The following is a 17,932-nucleotide window of genomic DNA, read 5'->3' on the forward strand; positions in this document are numbered from 1 at the left end:
GCCGCCGCCTCCCGTGCGTTCAGGCCGGCGCACGCTGGCCTCCTCCCGCAGCGTCGCTGCGGTAGCGGCTGGTCGAGGTCTGGTAGTACTGCGCGCGGATGGCCGCCATGGCCTCGATCAACGGTCTCCACGGCGCGGGAAAGCGTTCTTCCTCCATCATCCGGTGCAGCATGCGCATATGGCCGGCCAGCTCGTCGTTGAGGAACTCCTCCACAGGCATAGCCGGATAGCGCTGCAGCAGCAGGATTGCCGCGTTGTCGGCCTCGCCGGCCGACCTGTCCTTGTCGCGTCCATGCAGATCGTTCTGCAGGCGCCCTATCGCGGAGATGAGCCGCAGGACCTGGCGAAACGCCGGACGCGCGCGCAAGGTCGCCATGTCCAGTCCCCACAGCAAGGACAGGCAACAGAACACGTTCGTGTAGGCGATCGAATCGATGCCGTTGTGCAGGTACTCGGCGTAGGACCAGCGTTCCGCCCCTGCCGCCTGCGCGCGTCCGGCGCGCAGCGCCGCGCAGTAGCACCGGGTATCGTCGAGAAGCTGAGCATAGTCGCGACAATCGTAGGCGAGCGCGGCGAGTGAAGCGCGCAGCACATCACAGCCCTCGAATCCGGGGAGCGCGCACGGCACGCCCTGCCCCAGCGCCTGCTCCACCGCGGCGAGCTGCTCCGGCGCGATCAGGCCAAGGTCGTTGCAATCGTCGAGCCAGAACAGCAGCGCCAGTTCGCGATAGAAGGCCACGATCAGCGTTTCGTCCTGCGGATCGCGGCCGGTTCGGGCCCTGGTGTCGCGCAGGCTCGGGTGGATGCGCTGCAGGATGTACTGGCCGCCCCTGACCGCTTCCACGGCATGCTCGTCTGCGAACCCGGTCAGGGAACGCCCCCACTCCAGCACCTGCTGCAGCGCGCGTTCGGTCTGGATCATGGCGCCGCTCCTGCTCCCTCGGCCGAGACGCGCCGCCCCCAATGAAGCGCCAGCCACAACCCGGCGAGTTCGGCCACGCGCACCACCCGGGTGGGGCAATACAGTTCCTTGCCGATCCACAGCGGCGTCTGCGGCAATGCATGCGCCGCGTGGCGGGCGAGCATCCACTTCAGCGCACGCCCCACCGCCTGCGCGATGCGCCGGCGCCCTGTCGGTTCTTCGCTCCCATCCATCACGTGCAACGCGAACAGCGCATAGGCGGTTTCCTCGAATGTGGACGCGCGACCGGCGCCCCAGCCGCCGTCGTCGCGCTGCGCCTGCATGAGCGCCGCCAGCGCGCGCTCGTCGCGCCACTGGGGCTTGCCTTGCCCCAGCGCAGCGACCGCATGCGCGGTCGGATACAGCCACGAAACGTGCCATTTTTCGTTGTCCCATAGACCGTGCGGGTTGCGATTGGCCTCGACGTAGGCGCTGGTGCCGGCGGCGGGCTTTCCCAACAGTCGCAACGCATGCAGGGCATGGATGTTGGTCGACACCGAGGCATTGCGCTCGCCGGGGAAGGTGACGAACAGCTCGCCGATTTCGAAATGGCGCAACGCATCGACCGCCGGGTCGCGGCCTGCAAGGCGCAGGACGCACAACGCAACGGCGGTGTCGTCCGCATCGGCCGCGAAGTGCAAGGCCGGGCCCATCCCGCGCACGCCCAGGCGGGCGTCGAGCTGCGCGACGATCACGCGCACCGCCTCGGCGAGCGCGGGATGCGCGAACAGCCCCGCCAAATGCAGGGTGTACAGCGACCAGCATGGCTCGAACACATTGATCGGCCAGACGTTGGGAACGACACCTTCGATGCCGCTGCGCGTCGCCCGCGATGCCGCCTGCAGATACGCGTCGGCGCGCCCGACCTGCGGCGTGCTCCCCTGTGTCACGGCGTGCGCACGCCACGCGGCGGTGGCCGCCGGACTGATGCCGATGCTGCCGTCTTCATCCGGGCGTGCGGTGGTCGGCGACGTCCCCCAGGCTTCCCAGGAGTGCAGCAACGGATGGCCGCTCGGCAACGTCGCCACCGCCCCCAGCTTGACCAGGCGCGCTTGCCGCAACGGCAACAGCGCCGGGTGGCGCGGAAACGCCACGCCGCCCAGCAAGGATGCGGCCTCGCCGCATAACTGCGGCAGGATCAGCTCCGCGCCGATCGGCGCGTCTTCCGGCACCGCATGCACGTAAGGATCGGGCTGGCGCTCGAGGAACCGGGTTGCAGCCTGGACTGCGTCGGCAGCGCCCGGAACAGGATCGGCACGCTGCAATGCCAGCAACGCCGCCCACGTAGGCGCATGGCGGAACAGCGGGAAGTCCGCGCTTCCCCATCCGCCATCGGCCTGTTGCTGCGCGATGAGCCACGCGTATGCGTCCTGCCGACCGGAGACGTTGCCGTGGAACTGCAGAGCTCGCGCCGTGTCGTAGACGGACGGACCGACGCTGCCGCCGTCGCTCATCTCGCTCAGCAGGTGGCGCAATTCGGAAAGGATCTGTTCGGGCAGCGCGTTCACGCGGGATGTTCCTTCTGCAGACGGTCGACGACAACCAGGATCGGGCAGACGCCGCGCACGTCGCCGCCGGTTCGGACAGTGCAGCATGCACCGCCCGCCGGCCGATCGTAGCAGCACAGGGGCGAGTCCATGCGGACGGACGCGCTCATGCGTATGGCGCGGACAGATACACGTTGGCCCGCTGCAGCATCTGCGCCAACCGTTCCGCACGCGGCCCCAGCGGGACGATGGCCTCCCCGGCGTCGCGCAACAAATCCAGCGCGAACTGGCGCGCTGCCTGCAGCCCCATAATCGACGCGCAGGTCGGCTTCTGCGCCGCCGCGTCCTTGCCGGGGGTCTTGCCCAGCGTCGCGGTATCCGCTGTCGCGTCGAGAATGTCGTCGACCACCTGCAACGCCAGGCCGAAACAGGCGGTATAGCGATCGAGCGCACAGTACAGCGCAGCGTGCGCGGCATCGTCCGCGATGGAGTATAGCGCGCCCATGCGAACGGACGCGCGCACTAGCGCTCCGCTCTTCTTCCGGTGCATCGCCACGATCCTGTCCAGCTCGGCGTGCTTTCCGACCAGCGACAGATCCATGGCCTGCCCGCCTGCGGCACCCTCGGCGGAAACCGCCTGCGCCATTTCGCGCACGAGCGCGATTCGGTTGTCGCCCGGCGCATCCAGGCTCGCCAGGGTCAGGAAGGCGTGCGCCTGCAGCGCATCGCCGACCAGGATCGCAGTGGCTTCGCCGAACTTTACGTGCACGGTCGGAAGGCCGCGGCGAAGCACGTCGTCGTCCATCGCGGGCAGGTCGTCGTGGACCAGGGTACAGGCGTGCATCATCTCGATGGCGGCGCCGACGTCGTCGAGCATGTGCGCCGGCGTGTCGGCCAGTGCGCCGGCCGCCAGACAGAGCAAGGCGCGGGTGCGCTTCCCGCCATGCAAGGTGGCGTAGCGCATCGCCGCCATCAGCTCGGTCTCACCGTCGTCTTCGGCGCAGAGAAGACGCGCCAGCGCCTGTTCGACCCGCTTTGCGCCGTCCTGCATCCAGATCTCCGGCAGCAGCCTGCCGGATGCGGCGCGCGCCTGCGCGCCCAATCCGCCGAGCGCGGGAACGCCAGTTCGGTCGTCGTGTAGCGTGGAACCGGTCTGCATGTTGTTCATGTCCTTGTACCTGACACGAGATGGCCACGGCGAGCGCCAAGCCGCCGCGGTGTTGCCGGCGTCGCACCGAGCGCGCGCGCCGAGTGCAGCAATGCCGCGCCTCGCCGGCGCCGCTGCCTCGCCACACGGGGCATACGATGCCAGCTCATGAGAATCCGATTCGGATTTTCATGGACGGATGTGCGGTCGGGTAATAGCGCCGGCCTTTTTCGACGCCGCTCAGCAACCGCGGCCGCACCCCGGCCTGGTGCATGGTCAGCGCCAAGGCGATGCAGAACTGCACCATTTCCAGCCATACCAGGTGGTAGCCGATGCAGACGTGTGGGCCGGTACCGAACTGCAGCATGTCCACCGGCCGGATCGGCTCCGCGCGTTGCAGCCACCGCGCCAGGCGGAACTGATCAGGCGCCTCGTGCAGCAGCGCCGAGGTCGAGAAATGCAGCAGCGGGATGCACAGATGGGTGCCCGCCGGAATGCGCCGTTGGCCGAGTTGCAATTCCTGCAGCGCGCGACGCGGCAGGAGCGTGGTCGCCGGATGCAGGCGCAGTGTCTCGCGGAACAGTGACTCGGCGACCGGACACTCCGCCAGGTCCGCGTGCCGGGTCGGCACCGCGCCCACGCGTTGCGCCTCCTCGACCAGGGCGTCCCACATCACAGGCTGCCGCGCCAGCTCGATCACCATCCAGGCCATCGTCGAGGCAGTGGTGTCGTGACCGGCAAGCAGCAGCAAGCGGATATTGGCGACCAGGACGTCATCGGAAAGCGCATCGTCGCTACGGTCGAAGGCGCTCACCATGTCGTTGATCAACCCGGTGCGCGCGGCATGCGCGCGCGCGTCGCGGACGAACTGGCGCAACTGCGCGTCGATCCAGTCGCGGGCGGCGCGGCCTCGCCGCAAGGGCAGTCCGGGCAGGTCGAACGGGGGCGCGACGATCAACTGCAGCAGTTGCCGGTATTTGCGATGCCATCCCGGCAGGTCCTGCGCGGGGATTCCCATGAGGCTGAAGATGAGCTTGAGCATCAGGTCGCCGGTTTCGCGCAGGATGGTTACGTCGCCGCGCTCGCGCCACGCCTGCACCCGCGCGCAGATGACGGGCGCAAACAGGTCGCCGATGCCGGCCTGGGTCAGCCCCTTGGGCAGGAACGCCGCCTTAATCGCATCGCGCGCTTGCCGGTGCGCGCGGCCGTCCTGGGCAACCAACGTTCCGCCGAGCAATTCGGGCGCGATCTCTTCGATCAGCGCCGAGGACACGTCCTTGTGCCGGAGCAGTGCGAACGCATCCGGATGCACGCAGGTCATCAGGTGTCCGGCAGGGCCGAAATCCAGCCAGAAGTGGCTGCCCAGCGTCCGTTCCGCGCGCCGCAGCAGGCGCGGCAGGTCGCAGACGATGGCGGGAAGATGCCCGACCAGGGGGAAAGCGCCGGGCATGACCGGGATGTCGTATCGCAGCCGGTGCCGACGGTTGAGCGGGTTGAGCAGCATGTCCATCAGCAGCGCGCCGCCGCGGCCGCTTCGGCGCTGTCGCCGGCAGGCCGCGCGGCGCAGCTGTTGCCACCGTCGGCGTAAGTCGGCACATGCGCCAGCATGCCGCCGTCGATGCACACGACCTGGCCAGTGATGAACGCAGCATCGTCGGAGAGCAGGAACGCCACGAGCGCGGCCACGTCCTCGGGCCGGCCGACGCGCTGCAGGAGCTGGTGCCGGCGCAGATGCCGTTGCATGCACTCGTCCAGCTTGGCGAGGAGACGCTCGGTCATGACGAGACCCGGCGCAACGGCGTTGCAGCGGATCTGCGCATGACCATACTGGGTGGCGAGCGAGGCCGACAGCATGTTCATCGCCGCCTTCGACGCGGCGTAGGACGTCTGCGCCGTGTCACCGCTGAGTCCCTGGCACGACGACATGTTGACGATCGCGCCACCGCCGCGGGCGATCATCCGTGGGATGGCCTGCCGGCAGCAGAGCAGCGTGCCGCGCAGATTGGTCGCCATGGTCTGATCCCAGACCGCCAGGTCCAGGTCGAGGATCGCGCGGTCGCGTGAGGTCAGATGCATGGCGCTCGCATTGTTCACTAGGAGGTCGACCCCACCGAAGTGCCGCTCCGCCGTCTCGAACAGCGCTGCCACCGCCTGCGCATCGGCGATATCCATGGCTAGGGGCAGCGCGTGGCCTGCTTCGGCCGCGATCTGCGCGGTGCAGGCGATGGCCGCCGAGCCATCAATGTCGGCCACCACCACTCTGCCGCCCCCGCGCGCGATGGCGAGAGCGCATGCCTTGCCGATGCCGGCGCCGGCGCCGGTCACCACAGCCACCTTGCCTTCAAACCGTCCCATCGTGTCTCCTGGATTGCATTGGTCTTTCGCGGCATGCCGCTCGGCCTCCGCCGGAGAAGGCGCAGGGTCGGCGCTGGCGCGCTCGTCATCGCCAGCGTCGCTTTCGATGATCCGAATGGCGGCGACCGGGCACTGGCTGGCCGCAAGCCGCACGGCGGCGTGCAGCGCCTGCGGGACCGTCGCCACGCACACTTCTGCCACGCCGTCCGGTTCGCGCTGGCGAAAGGTGCCCGGCAGCGTCAGCACGCACTGCCCGGTAGTACCGCACAGATCCTGATCGACTAGGACGCGCATCTCAGCCCCCCTGCCCATGCAGCCGCACCGGCAGCGCGCGGAACGTCCTAAGGAACGCGGAGGGCTCCCGGGTCGGCTGCTTGGCCAATGCCAGCGTGGGGAAGCGCGCCTGGATCCGCGGCAGGCTCTCGGCCAACTGCACCCGGGCCAGTTGCGCACCAAGGCAGAAGTGGATGCCGTGGCCGAAGGTCAGCATGATCTTCCCGTCGATCGACATGCCAGGACTGGTGCCGTAGAACCGCACGGGGTCGAAGCGGTCGGGATCGGCGAAGGCGTCCGGGTCGCGATTGCCGGCCGCGATCAGCACGCGCACGTCCGCGTTCTTCGGGATCACCACGCCGCCCAGTTCGATGTCGCGCTGGGCGATACGCGGAATGGAGCTGAACATGGCGGGCGCGTCGCAGCGCAGGACTTCTTCGACGAACGCCTTCACCCCCACGGCATCTCCCTGCAGCCAGTGCCGCTGTTCGGGATACGCCAGCATCGCCAGGACCGCATGGTCTATGGCCGCAGCAGTGGTGGCGAAGCCGCCCAGCAGCATGCCCCACAGCATGCTGATCAACTCCGCATCCGACAGCATGTCGGCATCGTCGTCGTGTGCGCCGACCAGCATTGACACGATGTCGTGGCGGGAATCGATGCGCTTGCGCTGTATGAGGTCGCCGAAGTAGGCCTGCACCCTGGCGCTGGCCGCGTCCGCCGCGGCGAGCTGGGGATCGCTGGCGTGCGGGCTCAGGCCTTCCAGAATGGCGCTGATGCCGGCGACGAGCCCCAACATGTCTTCCTGGGGCATGCCGAACAGTTCGCCGAAAACCAGCATGGGCAAGGCCAGCGCGAATTCCCGATGCAGGTCCACCGCCTCCCCGCGCTCCAGCGCGGGCGCCATGCCGTCCAGGCGCGCTGCGACGATGCGAGCGATGGTCGGCCTCAGGTTGTCGATCTGGCCCATGGTGAAATCGCGCGAGATCAGCCGGCGCAGACGCGTATGCGTCGGTGGTTCCTTCATCGCTAGCGTGGACGCCAGCAGATTGAGTGACAGGCTGGTCGCCGCACGCGGGAAATAGCGCGCCAGTTCGCCCGGCGCCGGTCCCCGAAAAGCATCGCCCGTGGCCTTGAGCGCCCAGTAGATGTCGGCGTGGCGGCTCAACAGAAAGAGGCCCGACGCCGCGCGATGCACCGGATCGTGCTCGCGCAACCACCGCATGAACGGATACGGGTCGTGGATGCACGCTGGCGACGCCAGTTCGGCGAAGGCGTCCCGGCATGCTGCCGTGGTTTCTTGCACGTCCATCTTGGTTACCTGTTGGCTGGCTGATCTGACCGGCGCGCGCCAGGCGCGCCGGCAAATTGCGGAGAAGATCGCGATTCCCGGCGGCGTCCGCGCATCACCAGAGCACCGGGAACTCCTCGAACCCGCCAGTGATGATCTCCTTGCGCAACTTCAGTTCTTCGGGCGCCACGGCCAGGCGCAGCGCGGGAAAGCGCTGGAAGATCGAACCGAACACCACCTTGAGTTCCAGCCTGGCCAGCGCCGCGCCGATGCAGTAGTGCGGCCCATGGGAGAACGCCAGGTGCGGGTTTTCGTCACGTCCAATGTCGAAGATTTCCGGGTCGTTGAAATGGCGCGGATCGAACGACGTCGCCGGCAGGCCGACCAGCACCTTGCTCTCCGCGGGAACATGCACGCCCGCGATAGTCACGTCGGTCCTCGGATAGCGCATGATGCCGTCCCAGCCCGCGCCCGGCGGGTACATGCGCAGGATTTCCTCCACCGCCTTGTCCACCAGGGATGGATCGCCGACCAGGCGTTCGCGCTGTTGCGGATGGCGGAACATGGCCAGCAGGCCGAATTCGATCTGCGCGACGGTGCTCTCGTGCCCCGCCACCAGCATTCCCGCCGCCAAGCCGATCGCCTCTTCCTCGGTCGCCTTGCCCTGGTCGACCGCCGCGAGCAGATCCGTCAGCAGGTTGTCGCCAGGATCCTGGCGCTTGTCCCGCATCTTGCCGCGAATGTAGGCACGCAGTTCTTCCCAGGCCAGGCGCGACGCGCTGCGCGGGCCGCTTTCATGCTGGTGCGTCATCACCTCGTCGGACAGCCCGGCGAAAAAGGCGTGATCCTCGTAGAGCACGCCCATCAGCGCGCTGATGACCATGGCCGGAAGCGGAAAGGAGAGGTGGCGCCGCAGGTCGGCGGGCTGGGGCTGGGCCGCCAGCGTCTCGAACAACTGCGCGGCGATCGCCTCGACCTGTTGCGCGAGCAGCTTCACCCTGCCGTTGCTGAAGGCCGGCGCCACGATCGCACGTAACCGCGCATGCTCGCTCCCCTCGTGCGAGACCAGCCACCCCGGCGAACCGAGAATCACCGAATCCGGGGTGAATGCCGCCGGCGGCATTCCGGAGGGCCGGAACGCCGCGTCGGACAACACCGCCTTGGCCTCGTCGTAGCCTGTCACCCACCAGCCTTTGTGCCCGGACGGGAAGCGCACGCGGTGGATCGGACCGTTGGCGCGTAGCGCCAACATCTCGGGCGAGGGCTCGATGTGATCGACGCGCCACATCGGCAGCGTCGGCAAGGGTTGTTCGGACATGGTGGCACTTCACTCTCTAGCGGTGGAAGGGCGAAAAGTGACCGGCGGGCGCTGCGGGCAGCGAATGACCAAGACGGCATGTAGACGACGTCCTCCGAAGGCCGACCCGATTATCAAGATCGGCCAACGTGTAACTGTCTAGGCATACCGCGCGGCGAGATGCAGAACTTTATCCAGCGCCTTCGAGTTCAGGATAAGGTGGGTGTGGTGGGCCTTTGAGTCGCAGCCGGCCATCAACATTTCCTGCGCAAGGGTCGACAAGGGCGGCAAGCTGTTTGGTAGGGGCGGTTTCGCCGAGGGACCCCTTCCCATAGAAGGCTATCTGATGCGGATTTGACAATTTGCTTTTCTTTCTTCGTTCCATCGATCGCGGTGTCATCCACGAAATGAAGGTCGGTCGGCAGCTCCCGGCCCGCAACGAAGGAGCATCAAAACTCGTGCCAATTTGGCCGAACCAGCAGAAGAAAAAGAATTATGATTGCTTTTCAGTGGGTTAGCCTGAGGCCGGACAAGAGCTCGGCGAAATAGGCCGGTGTCGCGGACCAACAAAGGCGACAGAACAGTATCGGATAGTACGCGCCTGGGGACCTTTCGGTCGGGCTTGCGACATTCTGGTCCAGTTTCGAACATAGAGGGTTGCAAATAGACACGCTTGGGGAATGCGACCCTCTCGGAACCAGGGCGCTTGCCCAAGACCGCACGCTCATGGTTGCTGCGACAGGCGCGTGTTCGCGAAAGTCGAGCCTGCGCACCCAAGAACACGCTAGCGGGCAGACGCTACGCAATCGCTGCAGTCCCCGCCGGTGTGAGTAGTGCATCGGCTCGGCTTCCGGTTCGTTTTTGCCCAGCCGGTGCGGAAGCGCCGAATCTCCGCACCATACAGCACCGTCGTCAAGTGTGGTGACGAGGCAGTTATAGCGCGCGCCCGATCTCGGCGAAGACACGGCCTCCGAGAGAAAGGGGGCGGTCCAAAAGCATCTCCTATTTGAAATGGCACGCCGCTTGCTGCTCCTGGTTAGAGCCCATCAAATCACGATGAAAGCAACTTGCACCATGCCCGACACGCGAAGCTCTAGACCGTGGCCTGAGGAGACGGTGCCCGTTCCCGCTGAACATCGGGACATCGTCTCCTCCGGAGGTCCGTGCTCGGCAGCCGCTTTGCGCATGGCTGGTCCGATGCCGGCACGCCAACACGTGGCGCTCACGCAATTGCCGTCTACCGGTTCTGTTCAGCGTGTGAGTGCCCAAGAGCCCCATCAAAGGGTCACCCAAGCCAAGGTCGGCGGGTCGCTGCCACACATCGGCAACACGCTGAACCAGTTCAGTGACGCGGGTCTGTTGCGTGAAGTCACATTTGAGGCCTCCACATGCTTGCGATATTGGCTACTTCCGGCCGCTATCACTTTTCCCCGGGCACGAGCGCGAGTGATCGATCCCGCTTGCGGCGCCATAGCCGTGGAAAGTTGCCCAAGCGGCTCGACGGTGTCCAGCTCGCTCAGATCGATTGCGTTCGGGTGGCGAAGACAAGCAGCCAAGACGTTCCCATACATCGGGATGGAAAAAGGAGGTTGCGAGCCGCGAGGTCCTCATTCCATGCCCGGCATACGAGCCTTTGCTCGGTATTGCGCCAGCCTCTGCCAGAATCCAGCGCGCCAGTTTTTTTCTTTAGGAGCAACTTGATGACCGTTCAAAAGAAAGTTCCCTTCGTCACCTTTCTCACGCGTGTTCGCGATGAGTCAGTCCAGGGGCCAAATCCATATCGCTGGGAAGAAAAGACATCTGAGGACTACTTTGCCGGCAAGCGCGTCATCCTGTTCTCGCTGCCTGGCGCCTTCACCCCGACTTGCTCGACCTACCAACTGCCCAAGTTCGAAGAGCTCTATGATGAGTTTGAGAAGGAGGGAATTGACGCGATTTACTGCGTCTCCGTCAACGATGCCTTCGTCATGAATGCGTGGGGGAAGTCCTTGGGCCTGCAGAAGGTCGAGCTCATCCCCGATGGCTCAGGCGAGTTCACACGCAAGATGGGCATGCTGGTCGCCAAGGACAATCTCGGCTTCGGGATGCGCTCCTGGCGCTACGCCGCCCTGATCAACAATGGCGTGGTTGAGCAGTGGTTCGAGGAGGAAGGTTTCTCCGACAACTGCGAGGCCGACCCCTATGGCGTCTCATCCCCGCAAAACGTTCTCGAAACGCTGAAAGCCGCCGCATGACCTAGAAAACGTCTCACTGATGCCATTGCCCGCCCCAAGAGGCTCCTCGACAGGACTATCGCGCTCACCATGCAATCCTCAGCAAGCCTGCTTCAGCGCCAGAAGCAATCCATGGTCGCATCGCCTCAACTCATTGAGTCGATTCGCTTGCTGCAACTGGCGCATACTGAACTGCATCAGTTCGTGGAGCGGGAAATCGAGAAGAACCCGCTCTTGGAATCTGCGTCAAACGATGGCGGGCCTTTTGGCGATGTTTCGATTTCGGGAGCGGATCAGCGTGTCGGTCCACGCGCAAACGCCGTTGACGGACCGACCGGGGCCGGCTCGCCTGAACGGCTCGGGCAATGGAAATCACTTCGCAACACGACCAACAACCCGCCGGGTAATGGCCCTTCCCTCGACGAGTTTGCCAGCCTCGCCGAGACATTGCACGACCATGTCGCTCGTCAGATCGCCCTCACTGCGTTCACACCACAGGAGCGGCTGATCGCTGGCCAGCTTGCCGCCGATCTGGAAGACACTGGCTATCTTCGGGCAAACCTTTTGGAGCTGGCCGAGAGCCTGAATGTCCGGGAGGCTGATGTGGAACGGGTTCTCGGAACCTTGCAGCACTTTGATCCACCGGGAATTTTTGCGCGAACTCTCGGAGAATGCCTCGAAATCCAGTTACGCCAGCGAGACCGGTTCGACCCGGCAATGGCAGCTTTGGTTGCCAATCTTGAAATGCTTGCGCGACGCGATTTTCAGGCACTGAAGCAGCATTGCGGCGTCGATGAAGACGACCTTCTCGACATGATGCATGAGATTCGGGCGCTCGATCCCAAGCCTGGAAACCGATTCCAATCCGGTGCGTCTGAATCAATCATACCCGACGTCTGGGTCACGCCCTCGCCGGAAGGCGGGTGGCAGATCGAACTTGATCCGGCCACACTGCCCAAGCTGCTGATCAACCAAACCTACTATGCCGAAGTGTCGCGTCAAACTGTCCAAAATTCGAAAGATCAAGCATTTCTCAACGAATGCTTGCAAAACGCGAACTGGCTAATCCGCAGCCTCGATCAGCGCGCCAAGACGATTGTTAAGGTTGCGGCTGAAATCGTGCGCCAGCAGGATGCCTTTTTGGAACATGGCGTCGCCCACCTGCGGCCTCTCAATCTCAGAACCGTCGCTGACGCGATCGGCGTGCACGAGTCGACAGTAAGCCGGGTGACCTCGAACAAGTACATGCTTACCCCGCGCGGAGTCTTCGAACTCAAGTATTTTTTCACCGTCGCGATCGCGTCCTGCCAAGGCGGCGATGCGCACTCCGCCGAAGCTGTCCGCCATCGGATCAAAGCGATAATTGCCGCAGAATCTCCCGGCGACGTGCTTTCCGACGATGACATCGCTGTCCGGCTGAAGGAAACCGGCATGGATGTTGCGCGCCGCACCGTCACAAAATATCGCGAAGCAATGAACATCCCCTCCTCCGTGCAACGCCGCCGGGAAATGCGCTTGTGTCTTTAATGTGGGTCAAGGCAGCCAACCCCATGTTGCAGTGCCTCCAAAGTGGAGACTTCGTTCATGACCCGATCCGCGGCAGAGGACATGGACGCTGTTCTGCACGACCCAGAAAAGCCCGACCAACCGTCTGGTCCCGCATGGGGTGCGGTTATTTCGCTTTCCTTGGGCACCTTCGGGCTGGTGACGGCAGAGTTTCTGCCTGTCAGCCTGCTCACGCCGCTTGCGCATGATCTCGGTATCACCGAGGGTGCGGCTGGACAGGCGATGACGGCGACCGCTATCGTCGGGGCGATCTCGGCGCCGACGGTGGCCATCACCACAAAGCGCCTGGACCGCAGGATAGTCATGTGGGCGATGACGCTGCTGCTGATCCTGTCGGACGTTCTGGCGGCCGGCGCGTGGTCGCTCGCGGTTCTCCTGACTGCACGGGTCGTGCTCGGCATAGCGCTCGGCGGCTTCTGGTCGATGTCGGCATCACTGGCGATGCGGCTCGTTCCAAGCCACCTCCTGCCGCGCGCCATGTCGATCATCCTCACCGGCGTTTCCGTCGCTACCGTTTGCGCAGCTCCAATCGGCGCTTATGTCGGCGATATTTGGGGGTGGCGAAGCGCTTTCATGCTCGCCGCAGTCTTCGGCGCCGCTACACTGCTGGTGCAACTCATAACCATTCCGAGGCTGCCTCCGGTCGGAGTGGCTAGCTTCCGCAGCCTGCTGGATGTGGCCAAGATTCCGATGGTCAAGGTCGCGCTTTTGGTCGTCCTGCTGGTCGCTTCCGGCCACTTCGCCGGAATCACCTATATCCGCGCCTTCCTCGAGAAGATTCCCGCGCTGGATGTCGACATGATCCCGCTTGTGTTGCTTGCTTTTGGCATCGGCGGATTCTTCGGCAATTTGGCCGGCGGGCTTCTGGCCGAGTACAGTCTCAAGGCAGTCGCGGCCCTTGCCCCGCTGCTCATAGCGATAGCCGCTGTTTCGCTGCTGACGGCGGGAGCATCGGCCTCGGCCTCGGCGATTGCGATTGCCGCCTGGGGCTTTGCCTTCGGCGCAGTGCCAGTGGGATTGCAGACGTGGATGGTGCGGCGCGCCGCTCCCGAGCAGGCCGAAAGCGCCGGTGTGCTGATGGTCGTAGCGTTCCAAGTGGCAATCGCAGCGGGCGCGATTTTCGGCGGACTATTGGTGGACAATATTGGGATTGCCAGTGCCATTGCCTACAGTGCTGTTGCCACGTTCCTCGCCGCCCTGACAGTGTTCCTGCTCGGCCCGAAGCGCGAAACCTAGACCGCCTGGACGATGCGCCTGGAAGAGCTTTGATTGGGATGTGACGGATCGGCTGCATCGGAAGGGGCTGATTACAGACCCTGCGAACAAGGCCAAGTCCTTGGTCCTGACGGACGAAGGTCAGCGGTCGGAGGAACTGTTCCGCGCGCGTGTTCACGCGGCCGAGGCCATAAGCATCTGGCGGGGCTGCCAATTCCACGGAAGCAGTTCATGAAGCCGGTTCTGCGGCGTATCGGCGACGCGGGTGAGGACGTCGGCCAGCCAGGCCTGCGGATCGACGTCGTTGAGCTTCGCCGTTTATGCCGACCGCCAAACTATGCCGAGCGCCTCTTCCGATCCATGGCGGTATGAAGCGCTTTGCCCGCCATTTCGACCGAGAACCGGTCGTTGACACTCGGCATAGTTCTCATGCTCAAAGGGCGTTCAGGAATTCAAGAAGTCGGTCGTTTGGCCGAAATCGTTCGGCCTTTGCGCGTTCGTATGGCTTCAACTTGCCAAGTGCGGATTCCTTCTGCTCAAGATGTGCGTGAAGATAGGTCAGCGTCGTTTCCATCGCCTCATGGCCCAGCCATAGGGCGATGACCGAACAATCGACGCCCGCCTGCAGCAGCTCCATGGCAGCGCTGTGCCTCAAAATATGAGGCGACACCCGCTTCGAGCGGAGGATGACGCAGTGTTCGCGAGCCTTGGCGACATGTTTGTTCAGCAGCGCCTGCACGCCGTCGGCGCTCAGCCTGCCGCGGTGCATGTTCGGAAAGAGAGCCGTTGCGCCCCGTTCCTGGGCTCGTTGAGCCAGCCCCGAAGGGCTTGCTGTGCAACCTTGGTGAGCGGCGTACTTCGCTCCTTGCGGCCCTTGCCAACGCATCGCACGTGGGCACCGTGCCCCAGCATGACCCAGTCCCGGTTGAGATCGATGATCCCCGAGACCCACAAGCCTGTTTGCGCGGCCAGCAACAGCAGAGTGTGATCACGCCGTCCCAGCCATGTGCTGCGATCCGGACAGGCCAGGATCGCTTCAATCTCGGGCCTGGTGAGAAACTGAAGCTGTCGCTTGTCGCATCGCTTGCTCGGGATCGCGAGCACGCGTTGAATCTGAGCGCTATGGGCCGGCTCCTCGAACGACGCATATCTGAAGAAAGACCGAATGGCTGTGAGGCGGAGGTCCGGGTCCTCACTGAGGCGGACCGCAGTGTCTCGAGGTCCTCCAGAAATGCGCCGATGAAAGGCGCGCCCAAATCCCGCAGTGTCAACTGCGTCGGAGACCTGCCAAGGCGTGTCTGCGCGAATGCAAACAGGAGCCGGAAGGTGTCGCGATAGGAGGCGATGGTGTTGGAGCTTACACCTCGATGTCGCATGAGCCGATCGGTGAACCACCGCTCGATCAGCACGGCTAAATCGTTCGAGGCGCTCATGCGCGAACCTCCCACCGCTCATCCAGCAGTCGCGCAGCATGGGTCATTAGCTCCGGCGCGGCGGATAGATACCAGTAGGTGTCGCGAACATTGGCGTGGCCGAGAAAGGTCGAGAGGACCGGCAGTTCCCGCTCGACATCTTCGCCCGCACGATACCAGTTGGTCAGGGCCTGGACGGCGAAACGGTGACGAAGATCGTGAACCCGCGGACCATTGCGCTGTCCCCGCTGCCGCAGACCGATCTGTCGCGACAGCTGCCAGAACACCCGGTGCACGTATTGGTGCAGCAATCTGCCGCCCTGCTCGGCGACAAAGAAATAGGGGCTACGAGGCGCGACGAGATGCGCGTCGCGTCGCGCGGCGTAGTCCGACAGCACGGCGACCGTCGTGGCATGGAGCGGGACCAGCCGCGACTTGCCGAACTTCGTCTCCCGAATGGTGAGGATACCTTGGTCCAGATCGACGTCGTCCCGGCGCAGGTCGAGCGCTTCGGAATGGCGTAGCCCGGCGACCGCTATCAATCCGAACAGACAATGATATGTCCAGCGACGCAGGGCGTTGGCCGGCGGCAGCGACAGTGCCGCCGCCAAAAGCGCCGTGATCTCATCGGTATAGATGAGGGCTTGGCCCGCCGCGCCGGCGGCACAGCGCCTTGAGGTGGCACTTCCGTCATCGGGTCGAAATGAGCGAGGTGCTGAGCGAAGCAGCGCACATCGGTCAGGCGGATGGACCAACTCGCTTGTCGGCCGATCAACGTCACCCACTTCATTGCCAGCGCCGTGGTGATGGTCTCGGCGCCGCGAGCCTCCATGAAGGTGACGAAATCCGAGAACCGTCGAGCGGGGCCATGATACTTGTATCCCAATCCTTGGCGCATGCCCACATAGCGCTCGAGCGCTGTTCGAAGACGGCTCATTGGACACCTCCCGGCCAGGGCAGGCTAGTTCGCGCAGCTTCTCGATGTCGAGCTTGGCATAGATCCTCGTGCTGTCGATGCTCCGGTGACGAAGCAACTGGCCGATCTCAGCAAAGCTGGCCCCCGACCGCAGCAGGTCGGTCGCAAGGCTGTGGCGGAAGAGGTGCGCGCCGTGGTGCGCATAGCCGTGAATACCTGCCCGCTCGAGGGCCTCCTTCGCGATCATCGTGATGGCGCAGCCTGAGGCAAAGCCGACGTGCGGAGCAAGCATTCGCAGAAATAATCGGCGACACGCTGAAGCCGGTCGCCCATGCCGGATGTAGGCGACGACAGCTGCACCGACGTCGTGGCGTAGTGGCATCATCGCTTGCCGCCGTCCCTTGCCATGGACGAGGACACTGCCCGACTGCCAATCGATATCGTCAAGACTGAGCGCCGCAACCTCGCTGGCGCGCAAGCCCAGCTTGGCCAGCGCCATCAGAACCGCATAGTCGCGAAGCCCCATTGCCGTGGTCCGATGGCAGGCATCGAGAACCAACTGAACCTTCTGTGGTGGCAGGAAGGTTGGCAGGCCAGCAAGCCGCCAGCGACGGATCGACGTATAGCGCCCGACATAGTCGAGCACCTGGGCATGGACATGCACGAGCTGACCGCACCAAGGATGCCACGGATATAAAAGCTCGCGAACCTCCGTCCCGTGGGTGTACTGTCGTCGTGTTGTACACCACCGCGCGGCCGCATTCCCAAATCGCCTGGCAGACACCGGCCGAGTTCGCCACCACCTTCAATCTGCGACGGTCGCTCGCGCTGCGCTATGCCAAAGGCTCCGCGCCAGCGCCCGCCGCTTCACCCGCCCAGCAGGGCACAACCCACGCCGGAAACGAACTCAAAACTGGATAGAAAACTGGGGGCAAGGTCACTCGCCACCGGGCGGCTTGGCGACCAGCTTTGGCTCCATCGGCGGATGAACTCGAGCCGGCGGGCGCCGGGCTGCAGCAACAAAAACGTCGATTTTTCATCGCGTACATACGGCCAGACAAAAAGCCCGGCGTGCTCCCTCCGCCATATCAATCGATTTTATCCGAGGTGTCACATCCGGGTAATCTAGCGGCTTCTAATGAAACCGGCTAAGGGGAGCGCGGATTTGGGGGAACTTTTCGTGAATAGCCAAAAAGATGCAGAGCGTATCCTCGCCGAAATGTCGATCGCACAGGCGATTTACGATGCCATTTGCGAGATGAACGGATCTTCGTACAGGCAAGACAAAGCACCTTTGCGGTGGGACACTTCGTCAGGCCAACCGTTGAGCCTAATGAGTATTGACGGCTTTTTCGAATTGCGGGAACTCGCTAGGCGCATAGCGTCGAAGATCGACACGCCTGCGCTCATCAGTCTCCAAAGACACACCTCGCAGTCGTCAAAAAAGATTGACTTCCATTAGGTAGAAACTGCGCTCGCGCTGCGACGTGCCTCTGGTCTGAGCGCCGACAAAACCCGGCGATCGGGAACCGCCCGCCGCACCTTTCGGCACGGCGGGCGATCAGTCGTTCACCAGGCACGGGGGTGTGGGCGGGGTGGTGTGCCCGGTGCACGTGATCGTAGAACCTATGCTCATAGGCGGCTGCGTCTACCGTAAGCGGGTAGCTGATGCCGTTCAGCGATGGTAGTTCCAAGGCATGAGCGCCTCGATACCCTGTTTGGCCAGCCATTGGCGATGCGCTCGAGGGTCTGGGTGAGCCAGGCGTGCGGATCGACCTGGTTCATCTTGGCGGTGGTCA

General features: G+C 64.3%; 11 protein-coding genes and 7 pseudogenes. 4 read left to right on the forward strand and 14 right to left on the reverse strand.

Translation table 11 applies throughout. The annotated features are described in order from the left end of the window. Positions 1-19: 19 nt before the first annotated feature. The 9 genes and pseudogenes from NKI16_RS29435 to NKI16_RS29475 form a co-directional block, all read right to left on the reverse strand. Positions 20-922, reverse strand: coding sequence for a terpene synthase family protein (locus NKI16_RS29435; protein WP_352924119.1), 903 nt, complete (start codon positions 920-922; stop codon positions 20-22). Further along, positions 919-2,469, reverse strand: coding sequence for a hypothetical protein (locus NKI16_RS29440; protein WP_352924121.1), 1,551 nt, complete (start codon positions 2,467-2,469; stop codon positions 919-921). Before NKI16_RS29440 ends, NKI16_RS29435 begins: the two co-directional genes overlap by 4 nt. Further along, a complete protein-coding gene (locus NKI16_RS29445) occupies positions 2,466-2,618 on the reverse strand; it encodes a hypothetical protein (RefSeq protein ID WP_352752918.1) in 153 nt (50 codons plus the stop codon). The genes NKI16_RS29440 and NKI16_RS29445 overlap by 4 nt, the downstream gene beginning before the upstream one ends. Then, on the reverse strand, positions 2,615-3,607 hold the full coding sequence (locus NKI16_RS29450; RefSeq protein ID WP_352924136.1) for a polyprenyl synthetase family protein: 993 nt from the start codon (positions 3,605-3,607) through the stop codon (positions 2,615-2,617). The genes NKI16_RS29445 and NKI16_RS29450 overlap by 4 nt, the downstream gene beginning before the upstream one ends. 154 nt (positions 3,608-3,761) lie before the next feature. Continuing rightward, positions 3,762-5,105, reverse strand: a complete 1,344-nt coding sequence (locus NKI16_RS29455; protein WP_352924124.1) for a cytochrome P450 — start codon at positions 5,103-5,105, stop codon at positions 3,762-3,764. After that, positions 5,105-5,950 (reverse strand): SDR family oxidoreductase, encoded by an 846-nt coding sequence (locus tag NKI16_RS29460; protein WP_352924138.1) that lies wholly within the window; start codon positions 5,948-5,950, stop codon positions 5,105-5,107. Before NKI16_RS29460 ends, NKI16_RS29455 begins: the two co-directional genes overlap by 1 nt. Positions 5,951-6,118: 168 nt before the next feature. After that, positions 6,119-6,262: pseudogene (locus NKI16_RS29465) on the reverse strand (ferredoxin); the annotation flags it as partial. Beyond that, a complete protein-coding gene (locus NKI16_RS29470) occupies positions 6,246-7,535 on the reverse strand; it encodes a cytochrome P450 (protein WP_352924126.1) in 1,290 nt (429 codons plus the stop codon). The gene NKI16_RS29470 and the pseudogene NKI16_RS29465, both read right to left, overlap by 17 nt. Before the next feature lie 94 nt (positions 7,536-7,629). Beyond that, positions 7,630-8,832, reverse strand: coding sequence for a cytochrome P450 (locus NKI16_RS29475; RefSeq protein ID WP_352924128.1), 1,203 nt, complete (start codon positions 8,830-8,832; stop codon positions 7,630-7,632). Between the two features lie 1,679 nt (positions 8,833-10,511). Between NKI16_RS29475 and NKI16_RS29485 the strand changes: the two genes are divergently transcribed. The 4 genes and pseudogenes from NKI16_RS29485 to NKI16_RS29500 all read left to right on the forward strand — a co-directional run. Then, positions 10,512-11,045, forward strand: coding sequence for a peroxiredoxin (locus tag NKI16_RS29485; protein WP_352692250.1), 534 nt, complete (start codon positions 10,512-10,514; stop codon positions 11,043-11,045). Between the two features lie 69 nt (positions 11,046-11,114). Continuing rightward, entirely contained in the window at positions 11,115-12,551 is a 1,437-nt protein-coding gene (rpoN, locus tag NKI16_RS29490) for an RNA polymerase factor sigma-54 (RefSeq protein WP_352692249.1), read from the forward strand. A gap of 57 nt (positions 12,552-12,608) precedes the next feature. After that, positions 12,609-13,826 carry an MFS transporter gene (locus tag NKI16_RS29495; protein ID WP_352692248.1) on the forward strand — a complete coding sequence of 406 codons (1,218 nt, stop codon included), beginning with the start codon at positions 12,609-12,611 and terminating at the stop codon, positions 13,824-13,826. A gap of 10 nt (positions 13,827-13,836) precedes the next feature. Further along, positions 13,837-13,999: pseudogene (locus NKI16_RS29500) on the forward strand (DUF6429 family protein); the annotation flags it as partial. Here the strand turns inward: NKI16_RS29500 and NKI16_RS29505 are convergent. The 5 pseudogenes from NKI16_RS29505 to NKI16_RS29525 all read right to left on the reverse strand — a co-directional run. Beyond that, a pseudogene (locus NKI16_RS29505) lies at positions 13,980-14,123 on the reverse strand (transposase domain-containing protein); the annotation flags it as partial. The pseudogenes NKI16_RS29500 and NKI16_RS29505 sit on opposite strands and share 20 nt — an antisense overlap. A 115-nt stretch (positions 14,124-14,238) precedes the next feature. Further along, positions 14,239-15,238: pseudogene (locus NKI16_RS29510) on the reverse strand (tyrosine-type recombinase/integrase). Next, positions 15,235-16,154 (reverse strand): annotated as a pseudogene (locus NKI16_RS29515) (tyrosine-type recombinase/integrase). Before NKI16_RS29515 ends, NKI16_RS29510 begins: the two co-directional pseudogenes overlap by 4 nt. 106 nt (positions 16,155-16,260) lie before the next feature. After that, positions 16,261-16,659: pseudogene (locus NKI16_RS29520) on the reverse strand (tyrosine-type recombinase/integrase); the annotation flags it as partial. 1,149 nt (positions 16,660-17,808) lie between these two features. Further along, positions 17,809-17,932 (reverse strand): annotated as a pseudogene (locus tag NKI16_RS29525) (transposase domain-containing protein); the annotation flags it as partial.

Source organism: Mesorhizobium sp. M0698, assembly GCF_040320455.1.
Classification (GTDB): domain Bacteria; phylum Pseudomonadota; class Alphaproteobacteria; order Rhizobiales; family Rhizobiaceae; genus Mesorhizobium.

Excerpts from the sequence above, each read along its gene's own strand:
- NKI16_RS29435 (WP_352924119.1), bottom strand. The coding sequence starts at position 922 with ATGATCCAGACCGAACGCGCGCTGCAGCAGGTGCTGGAGTGGGGGCGT.
- NKI16_RS29445 (WP_352752918.1), bottom strand. The coding sequence starts at position 2,618 with ATGAGCGCGTCCGTCCGCATGGACTCGCCCCTGTGCTGCTACGATCGG.
- NKI16_RS29450 (WP_352924136.1), bottom strand. The coding sequence starts at position 3,607 with ATGCAGACCGGTTCCACGCTACACGACGACCGAACTGGCGTTCCCGCG.
- NKI16_RS29455 (WP_352924124.1), bottom strand. The coding sequence starts at position 5,105 with ATGGACATGCTGCTCAACCCGCTCAACCGTCGGCACCGGCTGCGATAC.
- NKI16_RS29460 (WP_352924138.1), bottom strand. The coding sequence starts at position 5,950 with ATGGGACGGTTTGAAGGCAAGGTGGCTGTGGTGACCGGCGCCGGCGCC.
- NKI16_RS29470 (WP_352924126.1), bottom strand. The coding sequence starts at position 7,535 with ATGGACGTGCAAGAAACCACGGCAGCATGCCGGGACGCCTTCGCCGAA.
- NKI16_RS29475 (WP_352924128.1), bottom strand. The coding sequence starts at position 8,832 with ATGTCCGAACAACCCTTGCCGACGCTGCCGATGTGGCGCGTCGATCAC.
- NKI16_RS29485 (WP_352692250.1), top strand. The coding sequence starts at position 10,512 with ATGACCGTTCAAAAGAAAGTTCCCTTCGTCACCTTTCTCACGCGTGTT.
- rpoN (WP_352692249.1), top strand. The coding sequence starts at position 11,115 with ATGCAATCCTCAGCAAGCCTGCTTCAGCGCCAGAAGCAATCCATGGTC.
- NKI16_RS29495 (WP_352692248.1), top strand. The coding sequence starts at position 12,609 with ATGACCCGATCCGCGGCAGAGGACATGGACGCTGTTCTGCACGACCCA.